Annotated in this window: 26 protein-coding genes; 15 read left to right on the forward strand and 11 right to left on the reverse strand. The window is 41.0% G+C overall.

The window, feature by feature from the left end; translation table 11 throughout:
* Nucleotides 1-44: 44 nt before the first annotated feature.
* Nucleotides 45-461, reverse strand: a complete 417-nt coding sequence (locus tag ACNAN0_RS00185; RefSeq protein ID WP_230913360.1) for a hypothetical protein — start codon at nucleotides 459-461, stop codon at nucleotides 45-47.
* Between the two features lie 237 nt (nucleotides 462-698).
* Between ACNAN0_RS00185 and ACNAN0_RS00190 the strand changes: the two genes are divergently transcribed.
* Nucleotides 699-1,406, forward strand: a complete 708-nt coding sequence (locus ACNAN0_RS00190) for a ribonuclease H family protein (RefSeq protein ID WP_230913361.1) — start codon at nucleotides 699-701, stop codon at nucleotides 1,404-1,406.
* A 397-nt stretch (nucleotides 1,407-1,803) separates the two neighbouring features.
* Here the strand turns inward: ACNAN0_RS00190 and ACNAN0_RS00195 are convergent, their stop codons facing one another.
* Nucleotides 1,804-2,757, reverse strand: coding sequence for a DUF1002 domain-containing protein (locus tag ACNAN0_RS00195; RefSeq protein ID WP_407929186.1), 954 nt, complete (start codon nucleotides 2,755-2,757; stop codon nucleotides 1,804-1,806).
* A 95-nt stretch (nucleotides 2,758-2,852) separates the two neighbouring features.
* Here ACNAN0_RS00195 and ACNAN0_RS00200 point away from each other — a divergent pair, with 95 nt between their 5' ends.
* The 5 genes from ACNAN0_RS00200 to ACNAN0_RS00220 all read left to right on the forward strand — a co-directional run bounded on the left by ACNAN0_RS00200 (nucleotide 2,853) and on the right by ACNAN0_RS00220 (nucleotide 7,523).
* A complete protein-coding gene (locus ACNAN0_RS00200) occupies nucleotides 2,853-3,623 on the forward strand; it encodes an alpha/beta fold hydrolase (RefSeq protein WP_407929187.1) in 771 nt (256 codons plus the stop codon).
* Nucleotides 3,624-3,833: 210 nt separating this feature from the next.
* Nucleotides 3,834-4,310: a FeoA family protein gene (locus ACNAN0_RS00205; protein WP_230913364.1), complete on the forward strand. Its 477-nt coding sequence runs from the start codon at nucleotides 3,834-3,836 to the stop codon at nucleotides 4,308-4,310.
* A complete protein-coding gene (feoB, locus tag ACNAN0_RS00210) occupies nucleotides 4,303-6,450 on the forward strand; it encodes a ferrous iron transport protein B (RefSeq protein WP_416353517.1) in 2,148 nt (715 codons plus the stop codon). The genes ACNAN0_RS00205 and feoB overlap by 8 nt, the downstream gene beginning before the upstream one ends.
* Before the next feature lie 13 nt (nucleotides 6,451-6,463).
* Nucleotides 6,464-6,631, forward strand: coding sequence for a FeoB-associated Cys-rich membrane protein (locus ACNAN0_RS00215; RefSeq protein WP_230913366.1), 168 nt, complete (start codon nucleotides 6,464-6,466; stop codon nucleotides 6,629-6,631).
* Between the two features lie 238 nt (nucleotides 6,632-6,869).
* Complete coding sequence (locus tag ACNAN0_RS00220) at nucleotides 6,870-7,523, forward strand: nitroreductase family protein (RefSeq protein WP_230913367.1); 654 nt, start codon at nucleotides 6,870-6,872, stop codon at nucleotides 7,521-7,523.
* A gap of 132 nt (nucleotides 7,524-7,655) precedes the next feature.
* On the opposite strand, the gene ACNAN0_RS00225 is transcribed toward ACNAN0_RS00220, so the two are convergent.
* The 4 genes from ACNAN0_RS00225 to ACNAN0_RS00240 form a co-directional block, all read right to left on the reverse strand.
* Nucleotides 7,656-8,105: a hypothetical protein gene (locus ACNAN0_RS00225; protein WP_416353518.1), complete on the reverse strand. Its 450-nt coding sequence runs from the start codon at nucleotides 8,103-8,105 to the stop codon at nucleotides 7,656-7,658.
* Nucleotides 8,106-8,211: 106 nt separating this feature from the next.
* A complete protein-coding gene (gene glpK / locus ACNAN0_RS00230) occupies nucleotides 8,212-9,708 on the reverse strand; it encodes a glycerol kinase GlpK (RefSeq protein ID WP_230913369.1) in 1,497 nt (498 codons plus the stop codon).
* 5 nt (nucleotides 9,709-9,713) lie between these two features.
* Nucleotides 9,714-11,228 (reverse strand): glycerol kinase GlpK, encoded by a 1,515-nt coding sequence (glpK, locus tag ACNAN0_RS00235; protein WP_230913370.1) that lies wholly within the window; start codon nucleotides 11,226-11,228, stop codon nucleotides 9,714-9,716.
* 27 nt (nucleotides 11,229-11,255) lie between these two features.
* On the reverse strand, nucleotides 11,256-11,531 hold the full coding sequence (locus ACNAN0_RS00240) for a hypothetical protein (RefSeq protein WP_230913371.1): 276 nt from the start codon (nucleotides 11,529-11,531) through the stop codon (nucleotides 11,256-11,258).
* Nucleotides 11,532-11,907: 376 nt separating this feature from the next.
* Between ACNAN0_RS00240 and abc-f the strand changes: the two genes are divergently transcribed.
* On the forward strand, nucleotides 11,908-13,470 hold the full coding sequence (gene abc-f / locus ACNAN0_RS00245; RefSeq protein ID WP_416353519.1) for a ribosomal protection-like ABC-F family protein: 1,563 nt from the start codon (nucleotides 11,908-11,910) through the stop codon (nucleotides 13,468-13,470).
* Nucleotides 13,471-13,588: 118 nt separating this feature from the next.
* Entirely contained in the window at nucleotides 13,589-14,290 is a 702-nt protein-coding gene (locus ACNAN0_RS00250; protein ID WP_230913373.1) for an EcsC family protein, read from the forward strand.
* A gap of 256 nt (nucleotides 14,291-14,546) precedes the next feature.
* Here ACNAN0_RS00250 and ACNAN0_RS00255 read toward each other — a convergent pair whose 3' ends face one another.
* On the reverse strand, nucleotides 14,547-15,497 hold the full coding sequence (locus tag ACNAN0_RS00255) for an alpha/beta hydrolase (protein WP_230913374.1): 951 nt from the start codon (nucleotides 15,495-15,497) through the stop codon (nucleotides 14,547-14,549).
* A gap of 167 nt (nucleotides 15,498-15,664) precedes the next feature.
* Between ACNAN0_RS00255 and ACNAN0_RS00260 the strand changes: the two genes are divergently transcribed.
* Nucleotides 15,665-15,916 (forward strand): hypothetical protein, encoded by a 252-nt coding sequence (locus tag ACNAN0_RS00260; RefSeq protein WP_230913375.1) that lies wholly within the window; start codon nucleotides 15,665-15,667, stop codon nucleotides 15,914-15,916.
* 70 nt (nucleotides 15,917-15,986) lie between these two features.
* Complete coding sequence (gene gdhA / locus ACNAN0_RS00265) at nucleotides 15,987-17,333, forward strand: NADP-specific glutamate dehydrogenase (protein ID WP_416353520.1); 1,347 nt, start codon at nucleotides 15,987-15,989, stop codon at nucleotides 17,331-17,333.
* An 86-nt stretch (nucleotides 17,334-17,419) separates the two neighbouring features.
* Here the strand turns inward: gdhA and lepB are convergent, their stop codons facing one another.
* A complete protein-coding gene (lepB, locus tag ACNAN0_RS00270) occupies nucleotides 17,420-17,989 on the reverse strand; it encodes a signal peptidase I (RefSeq protein ID WP_230913377.1) in 570 nt (189 codons plus the stop codon).
* A 209-nt stretch (nucleotides 17,990-18,198) separates the two neighbouring features.
* On the opposite strand from lepB, the gene ACNAN0_RS00275 reads away from it, so the two are divergent.
* Entirely contained in the window at nucleotides 18,199-19,176 is a 978-nt protein-coding gene (locus ACNAN0_RS00275; RefSeq protein WP_416353521.1) for an SDR family NAD(P)-dependent oxidoreductase, read from the forward strand.
* 239 nt (nucleotides 19,177-19,415) lie between these two features.
* Here ACNAN0_RS00275 and ACNAN0_RS00280 read toward each other — a convergent pair whose 3' ends face one another.
* Nucleotides 19,416-20,114: a CPBP family intramembrane glutamic endopeptidase gene (locus ACNAN0_RS00280; protein WP_230913379.1), complete on the reverse strand. Its 699-nt coding sequence runs from the start codon at nucleotides 20,112-20,114 to the stop codon at nucleotides 19,416-19,418.
* A 161-nt stretch (nucleotides 20,115-20,275) separates the two neighbouring features.
* On the opposite strand from ACNAN0_RS00280, the gene ACNAN0_RS00285 reads away from it, so the two are divergent.
* The gene (locus ACNAN0_RS00285; RefSeq protein ID WP_416353522.1) at nucleotides 20,276-21,112 is read left to right on the forward strand and encodes a glycosyltransferase family 2 protein; all 837 of its coding nucleotides are present in this window, start codon (nucleotides 20,276-20,278) and stop codon (nucleotides 21,110-21,112) included.
* Nucleotides 21,113-21,144: 32 nt separating this feature from the next.
* On the opposite strand, the gene ACNAN0_RS00290 is transcribed toward ACNAN0_RS00285, so the two are convergent.
* Nucleotides 21,145-21,381: a hypothetical protein gene (locus ACNAN0_RS00290; RefSeq protein WP_416353523.1), complete on the reverse strand. Its 237-nt coding sequence runs from the start codon at nucleotides 21,379-21,381 to the stop codon at nucleotides 21,145-21,147.
* An 84-nt stretch (nucleotides 21,382-21,465) separates the two neighbouring features.
* On the opposite strand from ACNAN0_RS00290, the gene ACNAN0_RS00295 reads away from it, so the two are divergent.
* Nucleotides 21,466-21,846 (forward strand): YueI family protein, encoded by a 381-nt coding sequence (locus tag ACNAN0_RS00295; RefSeq protein WP_230913382.1) that lies wholly within the window; start codon nucleotides 21,466-21,468, stop codon nucleotides 21,844-21,846.
* 2 nt (nucleotides 21,847-21,848) lie between these two features.
* A complete protein-coding gene (locus ACNAN0_RS00300) occupies nucleotides 21,849-22,514 on the forward strand; it encodes an alpha/beta fold hydrolase (protein WP_416353524.1) in 666 nt (221 codons plus the stop codon).
* Here the strand turns inward: ACNAN0_RS00300 and pepF are convergent.
* Nucleotides 22,495-24,309 carry an oligoendopeptidase F gene (pepF, locus tag ACNAN0_RS00305; protein WP_416353525.1) on the reverse strand — a complete coding sequence of 605 codons (1,815 nt, stop codon included), beginning with the start codon at nucleotides 24,307-24,309 and terminating at the stop codon, nucleotides 22,495-22,497. The genes ACNAN0_RS00300 and pepF overlap by 20 nt on opposite strands.
* Nucleotides 24,310-24,433: 124 nt before the next feature.
* On the opposite strand from pepF, the gene ACNAN0_RS00310 reads away from it, so the two are divergent.
* Complete coding sequence (locus tag ACNAN0_RS00310) at nucleotides 24,434-25,429, forward strand: ribose-phosphate diphosphokinase (protein WP_416353526.1); 996 nt, start codon at nucleotides 24,434-24,436, stop codon at nucleotides 25,427-25,429.
* Nucleotides 25,430-25,510 lie beyond the last annotated feature (81 nt).

Genomic DNA, 25,510 nt, shown 5'->3' on the forward strand with positions numbered 1-25,510 from the left:
TGTCTCGCTCGCTATTTTCAATATCTATTCAGACACATATGAAATCATCCCTGTAGACTAACTTTAAGTTTGGCACTATTTTTGAGCGCTGCTTTTAGCAAAGTAAAATTCTTTCGACTTAAACTCGTCGTTTCATCTTCAACCAGCAACATGATAGCTTTGACAAAAAAATTTGTTTGGTGTTTGTAAAATTGAACTTTTTGCTGATATGATAGATCCAGTGCCAGTAAGCTAAAGCCCACTTCTTTTAGTAACCAGTGGGCGATGAGCGGATTGTTTAAAATAGCATCATAATCATGGACCATTTCTGCATTCGAGTGCCACAAATCAGTAGCCGGGAGTTGTTGCGCCATTAAGGCGGCTTCATAGCTGGTATCATTTTTAATATAAGCGCCTAAATTAAGATTGCCTCGAGTTTGTAACTCAAATTTGAGTAATTGACCATAGCTTATATCCTTCATGATAGCCACCTTCTTTCACGAATAAGCGTCCGCCTTAATAAAAATGTTATTACATTAATCCATTTGATGAAAACTGATCCTAAAGGATGCCCGTGTTCAGGCTGATTTCAAGTAGCTCATTAAAATAATCATCGTTTTCGATCTTCTAGGTTTATTTTACGAAATTAGGTTAGTAGAGCCTACCATTATTGCTTAAATGTTGGACTGCAAATGAGAGTTAGGAGTGTTGTGATCAATATGGGACAAAAATATTATGCCGTTGCCAAAGGCCGTAAACGCGGCGTTTTTAACGATTGGGCGACCACTGAAAAACTAGTCAAGGGCTACACGGGGGCCCGCTATAAAAGCTTTAAGACCCGCCAAGAGGCAGAGGTTTTCGTTCAAACAGCAGGTAAAAATTCTGGCACCAATCAAGGTATAAAAAAGAGCACTAACGTTGTTAAACGCACACCTGCAAGCGAAAATACCGCAGAAGTAATCTTTTATACAGACGGCGGCTCTAGAAATACAGGTAATGTTCGCGGCGGCCATGTAAAAGCTACTGATAAAGCAGCTTGGGCCTATTTGATCCAAGTCAAAGGGCAAGAAATTGCTGATTCAGGCCATGAGTTCGGTGCGACCAATAACCGAATGGAAATTACTGGATTTAAGATGGCTTTAGAAAAGCTCATTCAATTAGGTTTAAATGAAACGGCAATTTTAGGAGTATTGGATTCCCAATATGTGCTAAATGCCATACAAAAAGGCTGGTTGGTTGGCTGGCAGCGTCGCGGTTATCGTAAAGCAGATGGTTCGGTACCTGTTAATGTTGAATTGTGGCGGGAAGTGGCAAAGCTCTTACCGAAGTTTCCTAAATTACAGTTGACTTGGACCAAGGGGCATGCTGATAATCATGGTAATGTATTTGTGGATGAATTGTTGAATCGTGAAATGGATCAAATGTAAGGTCTGATGATTTAGAAGTACGATTAGCGGCACGAATTTATAGCTTAGGTTATTTGAAATAAGGGCATTGAAAAAGTGATTGAACTCAAGATGATCTTGAATTCAATCACTTTTTTAGGTTGGTGTGCCAAAACTACCCGCTGATTCTCGCGCTCTGATTAAACGCGTTCCAAAGGGTAACTTCGTCACCTAACGTTAAATCTCTGGAATGACTGACGCCATATCTGCATGATTTTCCGTTAGTGCTCCGAAGCTGACCGCCCTTTGTCGCGCTCTGATTAAACGCGCTCCAAAGGATAACTTCGTCACCTAACGTTAAATCTCTGGAATGGCTGACGCCATATCTGCACGATTTTCCGTTAGTGCTCCGAAGCTGACCATCCTTTGTCGCGCTCTGTTAAAATAAATTCTGGAAGAAATTCACAATGGCATCCCAGATTTTTTGGATGAAATTTCGATTTTCCTGGGTATTCAGCTTATTAAACACGCCTTTGGCACTATCGACAATATTGTTTGATAGTTTTTGGGCTTGTTGTTTAAAATTGCTGGAATTTAACGCACCAGAATCGCGAATTTGAACTAGAATATTAATAATTTGCTGCTTTTGATTGTTATTGATGATATTTTGAATATTATTTTTCTCTAATTGATTGTTTACGATCGTTGTGATCTGACCCACGCTGATATTATGTCCAGCTTTAGCCATATCGCTTTTGGCACCGGCAATGGCGTTGTTTAATTGGGCATCGGAATAACCATCTTTGCCCTTATTGTCTTGATTAATATCACTCAGCGTACTCATTTCATTTTGCGCCGCATTGATTTGCTTTTGGCTTAAATCGCTGCCGTTTTGATCAAAAGCGGCATAAACACCAGCTAGCGCGCCTGAGCCGTCGATGGGGACTGCAGAGGTCACATAAATATTTGCGTCAGACACACCTGCAGTTAATGCGGCATTTTTGTATTGATCAGCTGTGATTGTAGTAATATTATTCTTACCGTTATACGGTAGGATGTGCACATTAATACCTGAACCAGAGCTTGTTTTCTCAACGGCAGCACTAGACCAAACACTGGAATTACTGGTAAAGTTGCTGCCAGAAGGGTTCAGATATTTCACTAAAGTATCCCCATTGACCGTGATTGTTTGGTAATTGCTATTGTCTAGGTCTTTTGTCAAAGTATTGATTGTCCCTTGTTTTTGGTCAGTGGTTAAGGTGGTCCCCAGGGTAACCGTGGGTTGCTGCCATGTTTCCGCGTGAACGGCCTGCGTTTTGAAATTAAAAAATGTGAATGTGATTGCCGCTAAAATTGCTAAGCTGCCTAGTAAAGGCTGGATATTCTTTTTGATAGTAGTCATAGTGTCTGCCTTTCTGTTAATGAAATAATTGATTTCGTAAGATTAGTATTGCAAATAAGTTTGAAGATTTGATGGGAGGGTACGGTATTATGATTCTTGTACACCGGCGACATGTAAATGAGATTCCTATTTTAGAAGTTGTTGCTGAACAATTCAAGTCGCAGCCATTGCCCTGTGTGATCTATTATCATGGCTGGCGCTCTGCTAAGGAGTTGGTTTTGACACAGGCACGAAAATTAGCCCAGCAAAAAATACGCGTTATTTTACCGGATGCTTTTAATCATGGCGAACGCTTGTTACAACAAATTTCACAAATACCATCATTTACATTTTGGCAGAGCATTCAAGCTAACTTAGCTGAATTTTCATTAATTATACATTATTTAAAACAAAATCAGCTTTTATTAGCGGATCTCATCGGTGTGGGCGGCGTTTCTATGGGTGGCATCACAACTTGTGCGTTGTTAACGCAGCATCCTGAGATCAAATGGGCGGCTTGTGTGATGGGCAGCCCCCAGCCATTATTGTATCGGGAGCGTGTCCTTCAGCGCGCTGCTTACTTTAAACGAGCATTGCCAGCTGACTTTCGAGAGCTAACCAGTTGGCTGAGCCATTATGATTTGGCGAGTCGGCCGCAAAAACTCGCTGGGCGGCCGTTGCTGTTTTGGCATGGGACAGCCGATCCACGAATCGACTTTGAAGATGCTTACCAATTCTATGTAAAGCACCATACGCAATCATATGGCCGACAGATGCAGTTTGACATCGGTCGCGGGCAGGGACATTTGGTCAGACCTGAGACGATGGACCGGATCACGACTTTTATGGCAGCACAAATCTATGAAGCTGAAGATTAGAATAAAATGTTAAAATTATGAGTCTTTATAGATTGTGTACAATTAGTTGATATATAAATATGTAACACGTTTTCAAAAATAGTAATTTTGTGGGATTTCCCTATTGACTTCTCATAAAGAATAACCTAACTTTAAATTATCAAATGAGAATTGTTTTCAATTAGGTCCATAAGTGACTTAATTGTTTCGATAGATAAAGGGGATGGTTGGATGATACCCTTGACAGATGGTCAAATCGGCATGGCTTATCAGGTTAGAAATAATCCTAAGATCGACCAATCTGACAAACATCTGCGTGACTTAGGTTTTGCAACAGGCGCTGAGGTTCACATTATTTCAGCTTCTAAAGATGCAATGATCGTTTTGGCCCGTGGTAGCCGAATCGCATTGAATCGAGCTACGGCGGCGTTGATTTATATCGAACCGAAGCAAGACCGTTCCGATCAGGATTGGACTTCGTTAGCCAATACTAAAGTTGGACATTCTGGTCGTGTCGGCGCAATTTTAGGGAAAGGTGCGGTTAAGCGCCGGTTAATGGATATGGGATTTACTCGGGGTGTGATCGTTAGAGTACGTAAAGTTGCCCCATTAGGCGACCCGATTCAAGTGAGCATTCGTGGGTATGAACTTAGTTTACGTAAATCAGAAGCACAGCTGATCTTAGTGGAGGAGGCAAGCCATGACTAGCATGGAATTAGCCCTAGCAGGCAACCCCAACTGTGGTAAAACAACTGCTTTCAATGCACTAACTGGTGCGCGGCAGTATGTTGGTAATTGGCCCGGCGTTACGGTAGAAAAAAAGGCCGGTTATCTGAAGCACAACAAAAAAGTAACTTTACAGGATTTGCCTGGGATCTATTCCTTGGCACCATATTCACCTGAAGAGATCGTTGCCCGGGACTATTTGATCGACAATCGACCGGATGCGGTTATAGATATTGTCGATGCTACAAATATTGAGCGTAATTTATATTTGACAGTCCAATTGATGGAGACTGGATTACCGATTGTTGTGGCTATGAATATGATGGATGTTGTCAAAAAGCAAAACAAGCAATTTAATTTAGATAAATTAGCCTATGGTCTGGGCGTACCTGTGGTTAGTATCTGTGCTTTAAAGGCACAAGGCCTCAATGAAGCAACGCAGCGAGCAATAGACGCGGCTGAAGATACCGATACTCAAGATCGCTACCCCCTTTATGATAAACGTTTTGAAGCAGCTATTGGTGAAATCGAAGACGTGATCTGTCAGCAAGTACCTTATGATCGTAAACGCTGGTTTGCCATTAAGCTGTTTGAACGGGACACCAAGATCAATGAACAACTGACGCTCACGGATGAACAAAAAATAGAGCTTGAAGATATTATCCGCACGGCTGAAAAAGTATTCAACGATGATAGTGAAAGTATTGTGATCAATGAACGCTATGCGTTTGTGACACGCATCGTCAATTTAGCCGTTGTTAAGAAAAGTGATTTTTCGTTAAGTACTAGTGATAAGATCGATCGGGTTGTGACTAACCGCTTCTTGGCGTTGCCAATTTTTGCTGTTGTGATGTGGGCTGTTTATTATTTATCCATTCAAACTGTGGGTACACTCGGGACAGATTGGATCAATGACGTGTTATTTGGTCAAATCATCCCGAATACATTGACACCCTTATTAGCAAGTTGGCAAGTCGCAACGTGGATGCAAAGCTTGATTTTAGACGGTATTATTGGTGGGGTCGGTTCTGTGATCGGTTTCCTACCGCAGCTGATCGTACTGTTTGTCTGTTTAGGTATTTTGGAAGATTGCGGCTATATGGCGCGGATTGCTTTCGTCATGGATCGCTTGTTCCGTAAATTTGGCTTGTCTGGCAAGTCTTTTATCCCAATGCTGGTGGCAACAGGTTGTGGGGTGCCGGGAATCATGGCTAGTCGGACGATCGAGAATGAAAAAGATCGTCATATGACGATCATGATCACGACATTCATGCCCTGTTCTGCAAAACTGACGATCATTGCGCTGGTTGCTGGTGCTTTCTTCCCAACCAGTTCTTGGGTCGCACCTTCTGCTTACTTTGTCGGGATCTTTGCCATTGTCGCTTCAGGTATCTTTTTGAAAAAAACGCGATTATTTGCTGGTGATCCCGCACCATTTATTATGGAATTACCAACTTATCATATGCCACAATTTATGAACGTCGCGCGCCAGGTATTGGAGCGTAGTCGGTCATTCATTAAAAAAGCGGGGACCATTATCTTTGCCAGTTGTATTTTGATTTGGCTGTTATCAAACTTTAACTTCAGACTCCAATGGGTCTCTGAAGGTAAAAGCATGTTAGCAGCTATTGGGGCTGTGATTGCGCCACTATTTGCACCATTAGGCTGGGGCAACTGGCGGGCAACCGTTGCTGCTTTTACGGGATTGGTCGCAAAAGAAAATGTTGTCGGAACTTTCGGTGTGCTCTTCAGTCATGCGAAAGGCTTAGCTGAGAGCGGTCAACAAATTTGGCCGCTGCTGCGGGCAACATTTACGCCTGCTGCTGGCTATTCATTTTTAGTCTTTAATCTATTATGTGCCCCTTGTTTTGCGGCAGTTGGTGCGATGCGCCGGGAATTTGGCGATGTGAAATGGACTATGACGGCCGTCACATATCAGTGCAGTTTGGCTTATTTAGTGAGTTTCATGATTTATCAATTTGCCCATTGGCTTCTAGAAGGCGGGGCCTTCACAATTAGTACTGGGATTGCTTTTGCAGCCTTGGCATTATGTGTTTACGCGTTAGGCTTCATGCCGAAACGCCAACAACCAGTTGCTGAACTTTCAACCGCACAATCTTGAGGAGATGTTAGATATGGCAACCGTAATTTTAGCAATTTTAATTTTTGGTAGTGCTGCATATGTGATCTGGTCACGTTATTTGAAAAAAGATCGTAAACCAGCTTGTGATGGCTGTCATGACGTGGGCTGTCCTTTAGTTGCGGCAAAAGATGCAAAGCATGGTGAGCATCTTAATTCATAGTAAATAATAATCTTGTAAAAATAAATGCACACAAGGCCGGGACAAAATTAATGTTTTGCGACCGGCTTTTTTGTATCTGGATACTACAGCTTTGAATGCTTTTTAGCGCGTGTTATTTTTTGATTATTAGTTAGTATGAAGCAACCGTTTTAATGTGAACTATTTTACAATGTAAGAGAACAGTTTTATACTGATCTTGTAATGGCTTACAATTTAAAACTTAAAGAAGGTAATTCGTTTGGATAAAACAATAGCTAAATCCATTATTAATAACAAATTTGATGACGTTATGTTCGGTAGAAAGTCAGTTCGTAACTTTGACGAGACCAAATCTATCGATCGTTCAGAATTACAAGAAATGATTGCTGAGGCAACGACAGCACCGTCTGCATGCAACTTGCAGTCGTGGCATTTCGTTGTTGTGAACACACCTACGGGCAAAGCCAAGGTACATGAGGCAGCGCTGAAATTCAACTATCCTCAATTAGAAACAGCACCGGCTACGATCTTTATTTTCGGTGATACGGCTTCCCATGAAGTTTATCGTGAAGTTTGGACTAAAGCTCGTGATGCTGGCAAAATCTCTCAAGAGAAGCTAGATCAAATCTTTAATACTTTTCTACCCATGTATGAGCATGCTGATCAAGAATTCTTAAAGTTTGATGCGACTATTGATTGTGCAATGGTAGCCATGCAATTGCTGCTGATAGCCAGAGCACATGGCTATGAAGCTGTGCCGTGGGCAGGCTATGATGGCGGTAAACTTTTAACAGCATTAGGTTTGGACGCCAAGCGCTATGTTCCTGTGATGGCGGTTTCGATTGGTAATGCTGCAGAACAGCCGATTGATACTGATCGTTACGATGCGGCTGCTTTAACAGAATTTGTATAATTAATTTGTGGTCGAATACAAAATGACCCTCAAAAGTTAGATTGAAAAATCTGATTTTTGAGGGTCTTTGTTTGGTCAGCTAATCATGCAGCTTATTCCATTTATCTTTTTAGGATCATGGATCTATCATGATTACTTTATTATATTTTTGATTATTTGATAGTAATTGTGCCAATCATTCGTAAAATTGGCTAAACACGCTTGATCGAGCAAAAATTCGAATAGGGGTTGCTTGTTAGGAACATCCAGAAATAAATATTTTTGGGGTACACAAAATTTGGGATAATGAGCTCTTAGGATAGCTAAACTTATTTTAGCTATTTTAGAAACCGCAGTGATTGGAATAAGACATCCTGTATTTTTTTCTTTGAAGTAATCAAAAATAGCAGTGTAGTCATCTTTTTGTATCGCAGAACCGATGGTGGCTAGAGTTTGGGCATCTGCCGAAATTGGTGGATCACATTTCATAAAAAATTCAATGCCGCCATTTTTACCAGTTGTATAAACAAAAGCTTGAAATGCATCCGGGAAAAACTTTTTTCGATATTCAATTACTTTTTCACCCCTTAAAACTTGCGACACACACTCACTGTGTAGAGACATTAAAAGGGTGGGTAACATTGGGTCATATCTAGTATCTATTATTTTTGATACAGCACAAGCACCTCTGCAGCTTGGTTAAAATTTTTTAAAATAATTGTGCCGCTTTCACGGCTTGCCGCCAGCCGCTATATAGTTGACTGCGCGTTAGCGAGCTGATTGCTGGTTCAAATGTCTGTCCGCCAGCATTCAAATGACGTAACTCGGCCAGATCTTTGAAATAGCCCGTGTTTAATCCGGCGATGAAAGCAGCGCCTAGTGCTGTAGTTTCGCGACTTTCAGAACGTTGGACGGGAACTTGGGTAATATCAGCTAAAAATTGAAGTAAATAGTCGTCTCTTGAGGCACCACCATCAACGCGTAATTTAGTAATGGGTAAATTGGTATCTTGCGTTAAAGTACTCAAAATATCCTCGGTCTGATAGGCAATGGCTTGTAAGGCGGCTTTAACCAGATCTTCTCGAGTCGTACCCCGAGTCAAACCTAGAAAAGTACCGCGAACTTCATTATCCCAATAGGGCGCTGCCAAGCCGTTGAAAGCGGGAACAAAGTAGATCTCATTTTGACTGGTTGCTTGTTGCGCCGCTGTGTTAGCTGTTTGGAAGTCGTCTAAAAATTGCAGCTGATCGACAAACCAGTCGATGGCATCGCCAGCTGTTAGGATACCACCTTCAAGGACATAGTTTGTCTTATTGGTGAAGGTATAGCCAATACTTGTTAGTAAGTTATTAACCGAAAATTTTGGCGTTGTACCCGTATTCATGACGATAAAACCCCCGGAACCAAATGATGCTTTGACCGAGCCCATATCAAAATCGGTTTGACCAAATAAGGCCGCTTGCTGACTGCCGATCATTGCCGCAATAGGAACTTGCCGACCATAAAGTTGATGCGTGCTGGTTTCACCCAGTATTTGATCATTCGTTACAACTTCGGGTAATATTTCCCGGGGAATATTAAATAATGCCAGCAGTTCAGGATCCCAATCTTGCGTGTTGATATTGAATAACAACGTACGGCTAGCGTTCGTTATATCTGTTTTAAAGATAGTACCATCACTTAGCTGCCAAGCGAGCCAAGTATTGATATTGCCAAATAATAAGTCACCTTTTTCCGCTCTTTGCTGGCCATCGGGGATATGATCTAAAATAAAGCGGATTTTACTGGCAGAAAAAATGGGATCTAAACGTAAACCGGTTTTTTCTTGGATTATGCGGCGGTCTACTTTTTGTTTTAATTGATCAATCAGGGGTTGTGTTTGATTAGAACGCCAAGAGATTGCGTTGTGAACCGGCAGTCCAGTAGCTTTATCCCAAATAACTGCCGTTTCACGCTGATTGGCAATAGCAATACTGTCGATTTGGTCCGGTTGGATATGACCATTGATAAGTGCATCCGCCAAAACGGATTGCACGGTATCAAAAATAATGATTGGATCTTGTTCCAACCAACCGGGTCGCGGACTGAGTTGTTCGAATTTACGTACTTCCCGGGTGACAATATGGCCTTGATGGTTAAAAACCACCGCACGAATTGAGGTTGTGCCAGCATCAATTGTTAAAATATAGTCTTTTGTCATAGCCATTACTCCTAAATCAATTGTTTTTGCGGTTTAAAGGCTTGAGTTGCTGCCACAGCCTTTTGCCAGCCACGATAAAGTTTTGCTCGTTGCGTTTCAGTCATGTTAGGGCCATATTTTTGACCTAATTTAGTAATTGATTGTAATTCATCCGTGTTTGCCCAGAAATTGACACCTAGACCCGCTAAGTAGGCAGCGCCTAAACCGGTAGTTTCTAGAATTGCCGCACGGTGGACGGGGGTGTTTAAAATATCTGCCTGAAATTGCATTAAATAATCATTTCGAGTGGCACCACCGTCAACATGTAATTCAGGAATCGTAATACCAGTATCTAATTCCATGATGTCTAAAACTTCACGGGTTTGGAAAGCTAATGATTGCAGGGTAGCCCGGGCTAAGTCATTGCGGTTGGTTTGGCGTGTGATGCCAAAAATACCACCACGGGCATCCGCATCCCAGTATGGTGCACCTAGGCCGGTAAAAGCGGGCACAACGTAGAGCTGATCATTATGACCGCCCTTTTCAGCCAAGCGTTGTGTTTCGCCAGCATTTTCGACAAGTTTTAAACCATCGCGCAGCCATTGGATGGCAGAACCAGCCACAAAAATGCTACCTTCTAGGGCATAGTTTACTTGACCATTGATACTGTAGCCAATCGTTGTTAAAAGGTTATGTTGGGATAGTTTGGCTTGGGTTCCGGTATTCATGACTAAAAAGGCCCCGGTGCCATAGCTGTTCTTGACCATACCAGGTTTTAAGGCGAGTTGACCAAATAAGGCCGCTTGCTGGTCGCCGACTAAACCAGCGATTGGCACTTCACTGCCGTAAAAATGATAATCTTTCGTTTGGCCATAAATTTCAGCGTTTCCATGTACTTCAGGAAGCAGTGATTTAGGAATATTTAAAGCCGCTAAAATATCTTCATCCCATTGCAATTGGTGGATATTGAAAAGCATCGTACGGCTGGCATTGGTATAGTCAGTGACATGACTGCGGCCACCAGTGAGTTTCCAAGTGAGCCAGGTATCGATCGTGCCAAATAGCAACTCACCTTTTTCCGCGCGTTGCTGGGCACCTTTAACGTGATCTAAGATCCAGCGAATCTTAGTTGCTGAAAAATAGGGATCGATCGTCAGCCCGGTTTTTTCATGAATCATTTGTTCATAGCCCTGATTCTTTAGTTCGGTTGCGATGGCATTGCTTTGGCGGGATTGCCAGACCACAGCATGGTAAATCGGCAAACCGGTTTGTTTATCCCAAATGACTGTGGTTTCGCGCTGGTCGGTAATACCGATGCCGGCAATTTGTTTGGGCTGGATTCCAGATTTGATGAAAACATTAGCAATTGTTGACTGGACCGCATTCCAAATTTCAATAGGATCGTGCTCTACCCAGCCGGGCTGAGGAAAATACTGGCGGAATTCTCGGTTAGCATCAGCGATGATTTGTCCGTTATGATCGATAATTAAAGCGCGTGTACTGGTTGTCCCTTCATCAAGGGCCAGCATATATTGTGTTGATGTCATAGCAACCTCCACGATAAAAAGTATTAATTAAAACGTTAATGCTAAAATGATAAAAATAATTACTGCAATTGGCAATAATAGTAAAATGAACGTGACAATAATCGGACTGCTGAGATAGACGTATAGCTCTAGTAATAAGATTAAGCCCAGCCATAGTAGGATAAAAGGCAGCAGTCCGATCGTACTAGCGAAAAGCCAACTAAAACCACAAATTAGTGCGGCAACAACTAAAGCCAATAAGCTGATTCGCCAGAGCCACCAGCCAAACCCATGGGCAGTATTATTATCGGGATAACGTGTCATAAACATTACTTCCTAAGCATAGATTGATTTTCTAAATCCTAGCATAACGTATTTCGAAGCGGTTGCAAAATGCTTCATCTTGACAGCTGGGGTTGTAGCAACTAGTATGACTATGAAAGGAGTGACTTAATAAGCCAATGAGAAATTAAACCTACTATATCGGAATTTGAATCGTGCATGACTGGCTACCTGTGGTATTCAGTTTATTTGAGATTCAAATTTGAGATAGGGTTTAAGGTCTGATTTAAGTGTTTATTGAGTTGCACCAATATATATTTAACTTAAATTTAAATTAAATCCCCCTATCTGTATCCGATAAAAGTCTAGTCGTCGCTACGTCATTTTTTCTGATTGATACAGATATGGGGGTTTTTATATGCAATTTTATCAAGCAAAAGACTTAACTGCTGAGGTTGGTGCCAGAACACTATTTCATATTGCCAAACTTGGCTTTCATTATGGAGATAGGATCGGTTTGATTGGAGGCAATGGGGTTGGTAAAACGACCTTATTAACAATGTTGGCAGGGTTAGAACAACCGAGTCCTTTAAAGCCTAGTGCAAGTAAATATTTAGTACCTCAGCTTAAACCAACAAAGAATTTAAGTGGGGGTCAAATTGTACAGCATTATCTAGATGCCGCCTTTGAAACCCAAGCAGATATTTTATTTTTAGATGAACCAACGGCTAATTTAGACGTTGAGAATGTGAAACAATTAGAGAACAGTCTCAAAAATTATCCAGGCACTTTGATTATGGTTTCACATGATCGGGCGTTTTTAGATCGGATCGTGACCCATATTTGGGCTTTAGCAGATCAGAAATTAACACCGTTTGTAGGTAACTATTCAGATTATCTGGCCACTAAATCAGCCCAGGAAAATAAGCAGTGGCAAAAGTATCATGCCTATACACGGCAAAAGCAAAAGTTAGCTTTGGCGGCAGCGAAGCGTGAGCAAAAAGCTGCCCGAGCAATAGTGATTCCACAGAATAAAGTCGGCACACAAGAAGCTTATAAAAGTAAGCCTTATTTTAATAAGAAACAAGCTAAGCTGGCTAAAACCGCGAAAGCAATTGAAAAAAGGGCTACTAAACTGACACCTGTCGATCATCCTGAAGTTGAAAAGCCAATCAAAATGCAATTGAATCATGGGCAGGCCCTACAAGAAGGCGGCGTTTTAACGATTGAGCATTTTAAATTAGAACGTAACCATAAAGTCCTTATTAATGATGTCAATTTGCAATTACGTGGTGGTGAAAAACTGGCAATCACAGGGCCAAATGGTAGTGGTAAAACGACCTTACTTGAAAGTATCGTGCAGCACCACAGTTCCGCCATCCACTTGAATGACCCGGTGCATATTGGTTATTTTCAGCAAGATTTACGCAATCTGGTTTTAGATCAGAGTATTCTAGAAAACGTTCTGGCCGCAACGATTCAGAATAAGACTTTAGTGCGCACAGTCCTGGCACGGTTGGGCTTTAAAGCAGAGCAACTACAAAAACAAGTGAAGCTACTTAGTGGTGGCGAGCGGGTCAAAGTTAGTTTTGCAAAACTATTTCTAAGTCAGGCTAACTTTTTGATTTTAGACGAGCCGACAAATTATTTAGATATTGTCTCCTTAGAAGCCCTAGAACAATTAATGATGGCATATCCAGGGACAGTATTAATTGTGTCCCATGATCGTTATTTTATAAAGAGGGTTGCTACTCGGCAGCTGCAAATTGAGCCTGAAACAAAAAGTTTGATTGATCCAGAACGAGCAAATGATCACAAATCTGCCGAAAAACAAGCATCCGTGAGTCGAGCGGATAAAATCCTAGCTTTGAAGAATCAACAGACAGCTCTGTTAGGTCGATTGACGATGGTACCAGATGATGCGAAAGCGGAGAAAGCATTTTTAGCCGTTAGCCAAGCATTAAAAGCACTACGAGCCTAATGGATTTAACGATATAGTTTATAGCTGAAAGCAAGATACATCTCAAGCAGGATGGCATGCTGACCTTTAAACGGTATATTACGGACGGTATAACTGTATCAATCGACAAAAAATGTAGGTGATTACGATTAAGATCTCTCAAGATGTATTTAATAAATCGCTTCAATATGGTTTTGAAAAGGCCATGCAAGGTACCACTGGACGCAAAGTGAATGCTAAAAGTATTCATCAGCTAACGACTAAATATATGGCTCAGTATCATGACCCTGAAAAAGCGATCAAAGCGTTAGTGAATCAATCACGATTATTGACGGCAACAACGGGGGCGGTTACCAATTTTGGCGGTTTACTAACGATACCGGTAAGTCTGCCAACTGAACTGGTAACCACATTATTTGTTAATATTCGTGTGATCGGCAGTATTGCTTATTTGCGTGGCTATGAGTTGACTGATCCTAAAGTGCGGGCATTAATGCTGGCAGCTTTAGCAGGGAATTCTGGTATCGATCATTTTAAGCAAGCTTTGATCAAATCATCAACGCGCTATTTGCAAGGCAGACTGAATCAAGCTTTCTTTGATAAAGTAACGGCGCAGTTAAGTCATTTCTTGTTTAAACAATTCAGCATTAATGCAGCAACGGCGACGGTTAAAATCATTCCGGTGGTAAGTGCGGCTATTGGTGGGGTAACAGAAGCTATTTCCACGACAGCGGTGGCTAAAGCGGCAGATGCTGTATTCAAACCTGAAGGCTTACAGTTTGGTGATCGGTTAATTAGTCGGCAAGAATTGTTAACCGAACAAACAAAAAATCAAGACTGAAGTTATTTTTAAAATATCGAGAGAGCGAGACAAAACTAATGTTTTATTTTCGCTCTCTATTTGTTTACGAATAATTAAATTTTAAACGTGTTCCAAAAGGCAACACCTTCTTCTAACGATGTATCGCTTAACCACCATTTTTCGCACTTCTTTAAGTACTTTTTGGCACACGCTCAACCATTTTTAGTTATAAATGAATTTAGGACTAAGTGTACTTTGACCTGGCTAAACTTATTTCCCAGGAAATAAGTTTTAATTAGACAGGTTGTTCGCCAGCGACATATTTGCTGAGAAAATGTTTGACCTGGAACGTATATTCTTCTGGTGCAGCCCAGTAACTTGCCGCGTGGGTTGCGTTCGGAACGATCCAAATATCTTTAGGTGCGGTCGTCGCTTGATAATTGTCGAAACACATATAGGTAGGTACGTAAGTATCTTTTTCACCATGAATAAAGAAAATGGGCGTGGTATTTTTCTTAAGCTGTTCAATGGCTGAGCTGCCTTTTAAAGAAAAGCCCAAGGCCACTTTGTTAATTTGACTAACGACTGGGATCAACGGGAATTTCGGTAGTTTAAAGGTCTCTTTTAATTGATAAGCCAGCTCTTCTTCAATACTAGAATAGCCACAATCTTCAACGATTGCTTTGACTTGCACGGGGAGTTCATCACCGCTGAGCATCATCACCGTAGCGCCACCCATACTAACGCCATACAAAACGATTTGAACATCTGTACCCATATATGCGATCACTTTTTGGATCCAATCTAGATAATCTAAACGGTCTAACCAACCAAAGTTGATATATTTACCAGCACTTAATCCATGAGAACGATTATCTGGTAAGACAACTGAGTAGCCATCGTCATAGAATAGTTTTGCTGAGGCAGCCATAGATGGCGCGCTGCCTTTGTAGCCGTGGGAAATAATGGCGACCTTCTTGACATTGGTCTGGTTATTTTCAAGAAAATAACTGTGTATTTTATTTTGAGGGTCATTTTCGTGAAGCCACCAAGTCTGTTTGTCTTGCTGTTCAAACCAAGCAAAACTTGGATAAAATTTTGAATCAGGATCTGGATTGGAGGCTGAACCAGCTGGGATTTTATTAAGCCGTTTAAAAGCGTAATTATAAAGATAAAAACTTGAAGCACTTGTAGCTGCAGCAGCGAGTCCTGAGGCCGTCAGCCATAATTTTGTAGCTGTTTTCATTACGATCACCTGTTACCTTATTAATTTAAATCATTGTAACATGATTGGTTTAGAATAAAATTTAAAATAAAGTTGACATAATTTGAAGATAACCTTGGTATTTTCTTTAGAAATGATTTATTATGTAGTTGATATTAAAAGCTTTTCGATCATAGGAAGTGAGTAATATGCAATGTATGGGTTCATATCATAGCTTTTTCGCAGGGATACATCCGCAATTTACCTTGTTCTGGATGAGTATTGTATTGTTGATCGTCTTTTTGTGGTTTGTGATGAGTCGAGTTTATGTCCAACATATCAGCACCAAAGAGAGTGATATTCACCGCATGCTATCTTTGTTAGAAGATGCTTATCGTGCGGGTCGGATCGATAAAGAAACATATTTACGCCAAAGAGATAGATTATTAAAAATAAAATAGTGTATACTGAGAAGTGTTCTCATTTAGAGAGCACTTTTTGTTTTGAATTATTCAGAAAGAAGGTTGACCCATGAGTCAAGCACAAGATTATATCCATCAAGTCAAGGATGTCGTGCTACAACGAGATCCTGAGCAAAAAGAATTCCAGGAAGCCGTATTTGAAGTTTTAGATACGCTAACGCCTGTTTTAGAGAAACATCCTGAATATATTGCCCAAAATATTTTGGAGCGCTTAGTTGAACCAGAGCGTGCGATCCAGTTCAGAGTCCCTTGGCAAGATGATCAAGGAAACTGGCAAGTAAACCGCGGTTATAGAGTACAGTTTAATTCAGCAATCGGTCCCTACAAAGGTGGGTTGCGTTTCCATCCTACCGTTAATTTAAGTGTGGTTAAATTTTTAGGCTTTGAACAGATTCTAAAGAATAGCTTGACTACATTGCCAATTGGTGGTGCTAAAGGGGGCAGTGACTTTGACCCTAAAGGAAAATCCGATGGGGAAGTCATGCGTTTTTGTCAAAGCTTCATGACAGAATTACAACGGCACATTGGCCCAGATATTGACGTGCCTGCTGGGGATATTGGTGTCGGTGGCCGCGAAATTGGATATCTTTATGGGCAATACAAGCGGCTTAACTTTTCTCAAAATGGCGTTTTGACCGGCAAAGGTATGACTTATGGCGGTAGTAAGATTCGTACTGAAGCGACTGGTTTTGGGCTGCTCTATTATGTTAAAGCTTTACTGGAAGCTCAAGGGGACAGTTTGAACGGTAAAAAGGTCAAGATTTCAGGATCTGGCAATGTGGCAACTTATGCCACGCAAAAGGCGGCTGAATTAGGCGCAACTGTCATTACTGTGTCGGATTCTGATGGATTTGTTTATGATCCTAAAGGGATCGATTATAAAATTGTTCAAGATATTAAAGAAGGGTATCGTGGCCGAATCAAAGAGTATGCTGAACGTCAAGAAAGCGCAACTTACCATGAAGGCTCAGTTTGGGACTTTGATGTTGCTTATGATGTTGCACTCCCATGTGCCACTCAAAATGAAATTTCTTTAGATGAAGCCAAAATGATGCAAAAAGATGGGGTCAAATATGTTGCTGAAGGGGCTAATATGCCAAGTGTGCCAGAAGCAATTGATTTTTATCATGAACATGGTATTTTATTTGGCCCAGCTAAAGCGGCTAATGCTGGTGGCGTTGCGGTTTCAGCTTTAGAAATGAGCCAAAATTCTGAACGTTTAGCTTGGACAGCATCTGAAGTCGATAATAAGCTCAAAGAAATTATGACAAATATCTTCAAAGCCTCAGAAAAGGCGTGTGAAGTTTATGATCTCGGTAAAAATTACCAAGCAGGTGCCAACATTGCTGGATTTGAGAAGGTTGCTACGGCAATGACTGCACAAGGGTTAGTCTAAGTAAAATCGTCAAAATCTAAGATAAATTAATAAGACCCGCAGAAGTTAGATTGTAAAAATCTAATCTCTGGGGGTCTTTATTTTGTTCAATACAGCTTAAATGTATAAATAGGCCAATAACGGAGGACAACCACACTCTGAACGTCGCGCTGAGGAACGTAGCCAAATGAGCGGCTGTCATTGGAGATTGTTCGATTATCCCCAAGCACAAAATAATGTTTTTTGGGTACTCGAATTGTATTGGTTGCAGCTAGGGATTTCAAAGAAAAATTTGCCGTAAATGGCAGTGACTGTTTTAAGTACCAAGCGTTTTTGTATAGATTCAAATAAGGTTCATCTTTGGCCTTACCGTTAATATATAATGTATCATCCTTGTAAACGATTTTATCGCCAGGTAAACCAATGACCCGTTTAATATAATAATCACCGGTATTATCGGGAGAAGACAAGATGATCACAGCACCGCGTTTGACTTTTTTATGTTTAAGCGAAACTAAACGCTCGCCTTGAAAAAAATTGGGCTGCATCGAATCGCCTTGAACGATATCATTACTGATCACAAATTTGAATAATAGAAAAATAGCTGTCCAGATCAAAATGGCTAATCCAAAAGCTTTAAGCCAAAAGTCAGTTGTTTCCTGTGTGTGTCGCCTCATATGAATGACTCCAAATGTAATTATGATTTGATTATAAATAGTATAACATTTTAAAATATCGATTAATGTTCATAACTTTTTCAAGATAAGTTGTTATGATTGAGGAAAGTCGAAAGAACAATAAGTATAGTTTACTCTTTTTTAGGGGCAATAACCGATGGATATAGATAATTTTTTTATGAAAGCAAGCTGCTTTTTGGAGGGTTGCGATGAATTTATTCAATAAAAAGAAACCCCGTTCTGTGCAACCTTATTGGGGACAGAAGGACATACCAGACTTAACCGGTAAATTGTTTTTGATCACAGGGGCAACCGGGGCGTATGGGCAATTATTAACGGAGACAGTTTATGCCAATAATGGGTCAGTGATTCTAGCTGGTCGTGATCAGGAGACGGCCTTTGCACTGATTGGTCGCTTACGTAATCAATATCAAGCCAGTGGCACCTTACAATTTCGCCAATTAGACTTGAATGATTTGGCGAGCATTCAAAGTTTTGCTGCAAATATCCAAAATGAAGTAGTCAAACTAGATGTATTGATCAATAACGCCGGCATCAAAGATACAAAAGAACGCCAAGTGAATCGTGAAGGCATCGAAGCGCATTTTCAAATTAATTATTTTGGGCATTTTGTATTGACTAATCTGTTGATCCCGCTAATGCAGATGGCAAAGGATCCTAGAATTGTCAACGTTTCAGCACCATTACCGGGATTTGCCAATTTAAAATTAAATGACCTACAGTTAACGAGCAGTTATTCTAATCAGCGCGCTTATTTACAGTCTAAGTTGGCAATTCAGATGGCGACCTTCTATTTACAAGACATTAGTGCAGCACAAAATTTAGGCATTAAAGCTATGGTGACGCACCCTGGGATTGCCAAAGGTAATTTGCAAAGGTCTTATCCCAATCAGTCACAATTATCGGGGTGGCTGCAAACGGTTGGCAGTCCTTTTCTGGGCTCTAGACGTCTTGGTATTTTACCCACGTTATTTGCGGCAACTGATCATCAAGCAGTGGGGGGCCGGCTTTATGCACCCGATGGTTTTTTGCATTTACAAGGGCGACCGACAGCTGTTAAGCCAATTAATGCCGCTCTGGACAAGCAAAAACAGGGCGAATTATGGGTGGCTTCAAGTGAATTAGCAGGTTTTTCAAGCTGGGCATCGATGGCCAACACATTTTAGAGGCAGAGTCATAATAAAAAAAGATTGGAATCAAGTTTGTGCGTCAATACGTTACTTGATTGCAATCTTTTTATTGGTTTAGAACAGAGTGCGGCAAAAGGCGGTCAGCGACCGAGCACTAACAAGAATCACGAGAAATGGTAGTTTTGCCAGTTGAGTAATGCGATGTTAGGAGAGGGCGTTGCCTTTTGGAACACGTTTGAACAATAAACATGCGTAATTATTGTTAGTACTTACCTCTATTTTCCAGATAAGTTAGCAAACAGTAGTAAAATTGCAGGTAGATTATTTAAGAAGTGCAAGATAATGGTGATTTTCAAATTATTAGTTTTTTTATAGATGAAAGCTAAGATCAGGCCTAAAGCGATGTAAATCAATGAGCCTGTCCAAGTCGTATTGCTATGAGATAGGCCGAATAGAAGACCACTCAACAAAACGCTCGGCCAGAAATGGTTCTTGAAGAAAAAGTTCATTAGAATGCCGCGGAATAGTAATTCTTCTGCGAGTGGGCCGAAGAAAACAATCATCATGATAGTCATAATAACGATGGTTGAATCAGAATTACCTAAGATTTTTTGTAGATCAGCATCGTTGGCCGTGGTTTGTTGATGACTGACCACGATATTTAGCATGCCAAAAACGATCTTGGCAAAAATCATGATGATCCAACCAATAGCGACATAGGTCCAAGCACTGCGGTCTAATTTTTGTGGCGTCTCAGTACGATATTTGCGGTAAAACCACATATAAAGGACATACAATAGAAAATAGCTACCCGCAAAGAGCGTCCAAGATAGGCTTGGCGCTAATTTAATGTTTTTATTATAAATGGGCAAAAATAACACCAGTTGCGGTATTGATAAAGCAACCAGCAAACCAATAAATTTTCCTAGTTTAGCCCAAAAAGAATCTGAATACTGTTTTTGAGGTGAATACACGAGGACCCTCCAATCGAAATAGCAGGACTTTGACTCGTTCAGTTTACCTGTTCCTGAGTCATTGGTCAAAATCAGGTATAATGATAAATCAAACTAAAGTTGGTGGCTTGTTTGAGCAGATATTTGTATAATGAGTGTATGTTGAAAGGGTTGAACTGGTCATGGCAGAACCATTACTGACAGTGATCGTGCCGGTGCATAATGTGCATCAGTACTTGGATCGTAGTCTGGAGAGCATTGTAGCACAAACATATCAAAATATTGAAATTATTATCGTTGACGACTGTTCAACAGACGATACTGGCAAGATGGCTGATGCTTGGGCAAAGCGTGATCAACGCATTACCGTTTTACATTTAGCAGAAAACCGCGGTATTTCTGGTGCGCGTAATGTTGGTTTGGCTCGAGCAAGGGGTCAATTTGTGACCTTCGCCGATGGGGATGATTGGCTCGAACCTGATATTTGCCAATTTTATGTTGATAAAATGCAGCAGTACCGTTTAGACTTTGTCGCTTGTGGCTATTATGTGAATCCTGGGAATACCACTTGGTCTGGCAAGGCTAAAGATACTTTCGTAAAAAAACGCCCCTTACTACGGTTAGTGCGGAAGATGCACAGTCCAATCAGAGGTTATACATGGAATAAATGTTATCGGTTAGATGTGATTCGGCAATATGATCTAAAATTTGATGAACAGATCACGCTGATGGAAGATCAAATCTTTAATGTGGCTTATGTGTTGCATACCAGTCGGTACCTTTACAATATAACGCCGTTGTATCACTATTTTCAACGGCCAGGCAGCTCGATACACCAACCGAATTTTAAAAAGGCTAAAGACGTTACCAAGGCAATCACGACGATTCAAATGTCGATCTGGCGCCACGAATGGCAGCAAGCAGCGCTAAATTTGAAGAACAATTATAAAAATAAGGCTCCGCGCTTATCGCGACCTTTATCTAAGGACAGAAATAAAGAGTCTGAGTCTAAATATTAGAGCGCGTGAGACTCAAACTCTTATGACTTTAGTTACATTCTTTTTTCGATGTGATAGGCCTGCTGTTTATTTGTTTCAGCTTGTTGGGCAGCCTCATCAGCGAAATAAACGGCGAAGCCAGCATCATCTTTGTTGACTGGTTTAACGATCACTAACGGGGACTGTAAAGCATTTCTAGTTTTGTAAATTTCCGCGCTGCGTAATGCTTCACCAAAGTCATGGCTGTTAGCAATCGCGTCGCCGGGATTAAAGAATACAATTTCTTCCATAATTTATGCACCCCTTTTATTTTTAGTATACGCTATCAAAGTTAGAAACGTCAGGTAATTTGTTATTTTTAAGGAGGTCTATCGATGAGCGATGTTGAAGATTATATCAAAAGCCACATGTATGGCACCCCGCAGGTAAAACCAGATGAGAAGCGTGAATTTTTAGGTAATTTTCGCGAACGTGTTGCCCTGGCGCTCACCGTGGCTCAACTACGCAACCCCAAGACCGAGGCATTGGTCAGCGATGTCATGCAGCGCTACCCACAGTACCATTTATATTTAAATGCTAAGTTATCCCAAAGCTTCATTACAACGTACATGGCTTTAGCGGTAAAAATGAATTATGAGTTTACGATCATTACCCAAGAAGGGGTACGGGTCAAAACCGAGGGATTAGCTGAGGAAGATATGGGTTTAACGATTGCCGATCCAAAGAAGAAAATTGATCGGCCGATTATTTTATAACGATGAAAATTAAATTAAATCAGGTACAGATTAATTATGAAGTTAGTGGTCAGGGGCAGCCACTGATTTTATTACATGGCAATGGAGAAAATTTACATTTATTTGATACGATCACGCCAGCGTTAGCCGTAAATTTTCAGGTTTATCGATTAGATACGCGGGGCCATGGGCAAAGCGACCCTGTGTCTGTATTTCATTATCAAGATATGGCGGCCGATGTCGTCGCTTTTATTCAAAAAATGCAGCTGGATCGACCGATTTTATATGGCTTTAGCGATGGGGGCATCGTTGGTTTACTGATTGCCAGCCAATTTCCTGATTTATTAAGCCGATTGATCGTGAGCGGCGCCAATACCCAGCCTTTTCAGCTTAGTCCCTTTTTTCGGGCGCTGTATTGGCTGAAAAATCAAGTTCGGCCAGATCCTAAATTAGATTTGATGTTTAATGAGCCCCATATTACTGAAAATGAGCTAAAAAAAATAACTGTCCCTACCTTAGTTTTGGCGGGACAGCATGATTTGATTCCGCAACGTGAAACTGAAAAAGTTGCCCAGGCTATTATACACAGTCAATTAAAAATCATACCTCAGGCAAACCACAGTAATTATGTGGCCCGTGGCTTGACGTTAATTCCATTGATCAATGATTTTAGTCACCCAAAGCAATGATTTTATCCACAGTATTGGCAAGAAATTGAATGGTATGTTTGAGCGGTTCAGCTGTAGTAATATCTACGCCAGCAACTGACGCAGCGTCAACGGGATTTTTAGTATTGCCCAATTTTAAGAAGGCTAACCAGTCATTAATGGCTGGCTGACCTTCTTTTTGTATGCGCAAATAAGCTTGGGTCGCAACAGTCAATGAGGCTGAATAAGTATAGGAATATAAGCCCATGTAATAATGAACTTGACGCATCCAAGTTAACTCTGCACCAGGGTCAAGCGTCAGAGCATCGCCAAAGAACTGGTGGAAGATATCAATTGTAATTTGATTCAAGGTCTCAGCATCAAAAGTTTCACCGGCATCAATCAAGCGGTAAACTTCTCGTTGATAGGCGGCTTCTAATAAATGGGTGACGAAATTATGGAAATAAGTATTACTGATCATCTTAGCCAGTGCAAAGCGCTGCATGCGGGTGTCCTGTTGGGCTTTTGCCTGTTGATTCAAGGCATGCGTAAGTAATAATTCATTGAAAGTAGATGGTGCTTCAATAATATAAGTGGACGGTTCAAAATCTAAATAGGCATTATTTTTTTGAGATAGCAAGCCTTGTCCAGCATGTCCCAGTTCATGAATCAGCGTATAGAGGTCAGATAATTTGTTGTGCCAAGATAATAAAATATAGGGTTGTTTACTATAAGGCTGGGCACAAAAACCGCCAGTCTCTTTACCGATATTTTGTGCAAAATCGACCCAGCGTTGGGGATAAGCTTGGCGAATCATTGTTTGATAGTCTGCACCTAGAGGTTGTAGAGCCTTCAAAATATAGTCCTGCGAGGCTTCGATAGTTACATCAGGCTCAAAATCTGGATCTAAATCAATTAGACGATCCGAAAATTTGAGTTGATCTAAGCCACGAACTCGCTGAAGATGATGGAGGTATTTTTGAATGACCGGGCCAAATTCAGTCATGATCAAATCAATTTGGCGGTCAAAAAGCGCTCGATCGACTTCTTGATCATATAATAAATAATCTACCACTGAATCAAAGCCGCGGAGAGTAGCAGCCTGTTTTTCTCGGGTCACTTGCGTCAAATAAGTTTGGGCAACGGTATTTTGATATTGGGCCAAAACATTTGAAAAAGCGGTGAAAGCTGCTCGGCGAATGGCGGGATCCGGGTGAAAGGCGTAGTAGTCTTCGTATAAGGTAAAAGATAGGGGGTAGGACTTGTCCTTGACAGTAAAGTCGGGGAACTGCATATCTGCTGAACGTGTTTGCGCATAGATGTTGCTAGGTCCATCAAAAACGGGTTGCAATTTAGCTAGTACTGCTTCCACATCTGGTGCTAATTGGATTTTTTTTCGGCGTAAAAGCGTACGGAAGTACCCTGAAAATTCTGGTAACTGCTGAGCCAGTTCTGTCACAGCTGAGGCATCTAAGGTGGTCAAGTAGCTTTCAAATACGCTAAATTGGCTTTGCCATTGTGCTAAATTAGCAGCCGTTTTATGCGCTAAGGCATTGTGCTTGGCATCTGTTAAATCTTCAGATTGTTGTAGTTCAGCATAATTAGCGATCACATCGATTTTGGCTAGCAGCGCGTTATAGTCTTTGAGTGCCTTAATGAGATTTTGCTCATTTTGCAAAGTTTTGGTAGTATTTAATGCAACAAATTGATTAACTTCCTGATTAACAGCCGTTTGTGCTTGTTCAAATGCTTTAATATCTGGGAAAATAGCTGTAAGGTCCCAAGTTAGATTAGGATCAACTTGGTTACGTGGTGGTAAATTGGTCTGTTCTGCCATGTGATCGACTCCTTTGATTGAGTTGTGGGCGTTGCTTTACAATAAAGGGTGCAAAGCAAGTCTTAATACCCTATAATATACCTTAGTTGTATAATAATTGAAATTAAATATGGAGGCAGAAATATTGTCTGAAAAGCATGAATCACAGTTGAAGATTTTCGCCTTAAATGGCAATCCTGAGTTAGCACAAAAGATTGCTGATCAAGTAGGTGTGCCCTTAAGCGGCGCAACTGTGAAACACTTCAGTGACGGTGAAATCCAAATTAGTATTGACGAAAGTGTCCGCAATGATGATACTTTTGTAATCCAATCCGTTTCCGACCCTGTCAACGAGAACTTTATGGAATTAATGATTATGGTCGATGCCTTGCGTCGGGCCAGTGCGCGGACGATCAATGTTGTTTTACCGTATTTTGCATACTCACGCGCCGATCGTAAAACGCGCTCCAGAGAACCAATAACGGCAAAATTGGTTTCTAACTTGATTGAAATGAATGGGGCAACGCGTGTATTGACTTTGGACCTCCATGCCGATCAAATTCAGGGCTTCTTTGATATTCCAGTGGATCATCTACAAGCTATTCCATTGTTAGCCCATTATTTCTTGAGCTTGAATTTAGGCACAGGCGATGATGTGGTCGTAGTGGCACCAGATCATAGTACAACCAAACGTGCCCGTGCTTTAGCTGAATATTTTGGAGCGCCAATTGCAATCGTAGACAAACGTGATGAAAGTGATGCTACTGAAACATTAGACATCATTGGAGATGTTGAAGGTAAAACTTGTATCGTCATTGACGATATGATCGATACCGGGAATCGGGTCGTTTATTCAGCAAATTCTCTTTTAGAGGCTGGTGCAAAAGCAGTTTACGCCGGTGTAACGCATGCTGTTTTCTCTGCTGGTGCGACACAGCGCTTACAAGAGTCACCGCTCAAAGAAGTCGTTGTTACGGATTCCATTCGCTTACCAAAAGAAAAGCAATTTGATAAAGTCGTTCAATTGTCTGTTGGCCCTTTGTTAGGGCAGGCTGTACAGATGACTTATGATCGTCACTCAGTGGATGAATTATTCCAAGAAACAGCTGCTGACAAGCTATATATGAAAAATGAGTTATAAGCGCTTAAAACGCGTGTTCAAAGTATCATCGTTCGTGAAATAATAGAGGCTGGGACATAAGTCTTTTTATACAGCCTAAAG

Source organism: Agrilactobacillus fermenti (assembly GCF_047943045.1).
Taxonomy (GTDB): domain Bacteria; phylum Bacillota; class Bacilli; order Lactobacillales; family Lactobacillaceae; genus Agrilactobacillus; species Agrilactobacillus fermenti.

Excerpts from the sequence above, each read along its gene's own strand:
- ACNAN0_RS00260 (WP_230913375.1), top strand. The coding sequence starts at position 15,665 with ATGCAATGTATGGGTTCATATCATAGCTTTTTCGCAGGGATACATCCG.
- glpK (WP_230913370.1), bottom strand. The coding sequence starts at position 11,228 with ATGACATCAACACAATATATGCTGGCCCTTGATGAAGGGACAACCAGT.
- ACNAN0_RS00285 (WP_416353522.1), top strand. The coding sequence starts at position 20,276 with ATGGCAGAACCATTACTGACAGTGATCGTGCCGGTGCATAATGTGCAT.
- ACNAN0_RS00215 (WP_230913366.1), top strand. The coding sequence starts at position 6,464 with ATGGCAACCGTAATTTTAGCAATTTTAATTTTTGGTAGTGCTGCATAT.
- ACNAN0_RS00300 (WP_416353524.1), top strand. The coding sequence starts at position 21,849 with ATGAAAATTAAATTAAATCAGGTACAGATTAATTATGAAGTTAGTGGT.
- ACNAN0_RS00205 (WP_230913364.1), top strand. The coding sequence starts at position 3,834 with ATGATACCCTTGACAGATGGTCAAATCGGCATGGCTTATCAGGTTAGA.
- feoB (WP_416353517.1), top strand. The coding sequence starts at position 4,303 with ATGACTAGCATGGAATTAGCCCTAGCAGGCAACCCCAACTGTGGTAAA.
- abc-f (WP_416353519.1), top strand. The coding sequence starts at position 11,908 with ATGCAATTTTATCAAGCAAAAGACTTAACTGCTGAGGTTGGTGCCAGA.
- ACNAN0_RS00275 (WP_416353521.1), top strand. The coding sequence starts at position 18,199 with ATGAATTTATTCAATAAAAAGAAACCCCGTTCTGTGCAACCTTATTGG.
- ACNAN0_RS00255 (WP_230913374.1), bottom strand. The coding sequence starts at position 15,497 with ATGAAAACAGCTACAAAATTATGGCTGACGGCCTCAGGACTCGCTGCT.
- glpK (WP_230913369.1), bottom strand. The coding sequence starts at position 9,708 with ATGGCTATGACAAAAGACTATATTTTAACAATTGATGCTGGCACAACC.
- gdhA (WP_416353520.1), top strand. The coding sequence starts at position 15,987 with ATGAGTCAAGCACAAGATTATATCCATCAAGTCAAGGATGTCGTGCTA.
- ACNAN0_RS00290 (WP_416353523.1), bottom strand. The coding sequence starts at position 21,381 with ATGGAAGAAATTGTATTCTTTAATCCCGGCGACGCGATTGCTAACAGC.
- pepF (WP_416353525.1), bottom strand. The coding sequence starts at position 24,309 with ATGGCAGAACAGACCAATTTACCACCACGTAACCAAGTTGATCCTAAT.
- ACNAN0_RS00295 (WP_230913382.1), top strand. The coding sequence starts at position 21,466 with ATGAGCGATGTTGAAGATTATATCAAAAGCCACATGTATGGCACCCCG.
- lepB (WP_230913377.1), bottom strand. The coding sequence starts at position 17,989 with ATGAGGCGACACACACAGGAAACAACTGACTTTTGGCTTAAAGCTTTT.
- ACNAN0_RS00190 (WP_230913361.1), top strand. The coding sequence starts at position 699 with ATGGGACAAAAATATTATGCCGTTGCCAAAGGCCGTAAACGCGGCGTT.
- ACNAN0_RS00240 (WP_230913371.1), bottom strand. The coding sequence starts at position 11,531 with ATGACACGTTATCCCGATAATAATACTGCCCATGGGTTTGGCTGGTGG.
- ACNAN0_RS00185 (WP_230913360.1), bottom strand. The coding sequence starts at position 461 with ATGAAGGATATAAGCTATGGTCAATTACTCAAATTTGAGTTACAAACT.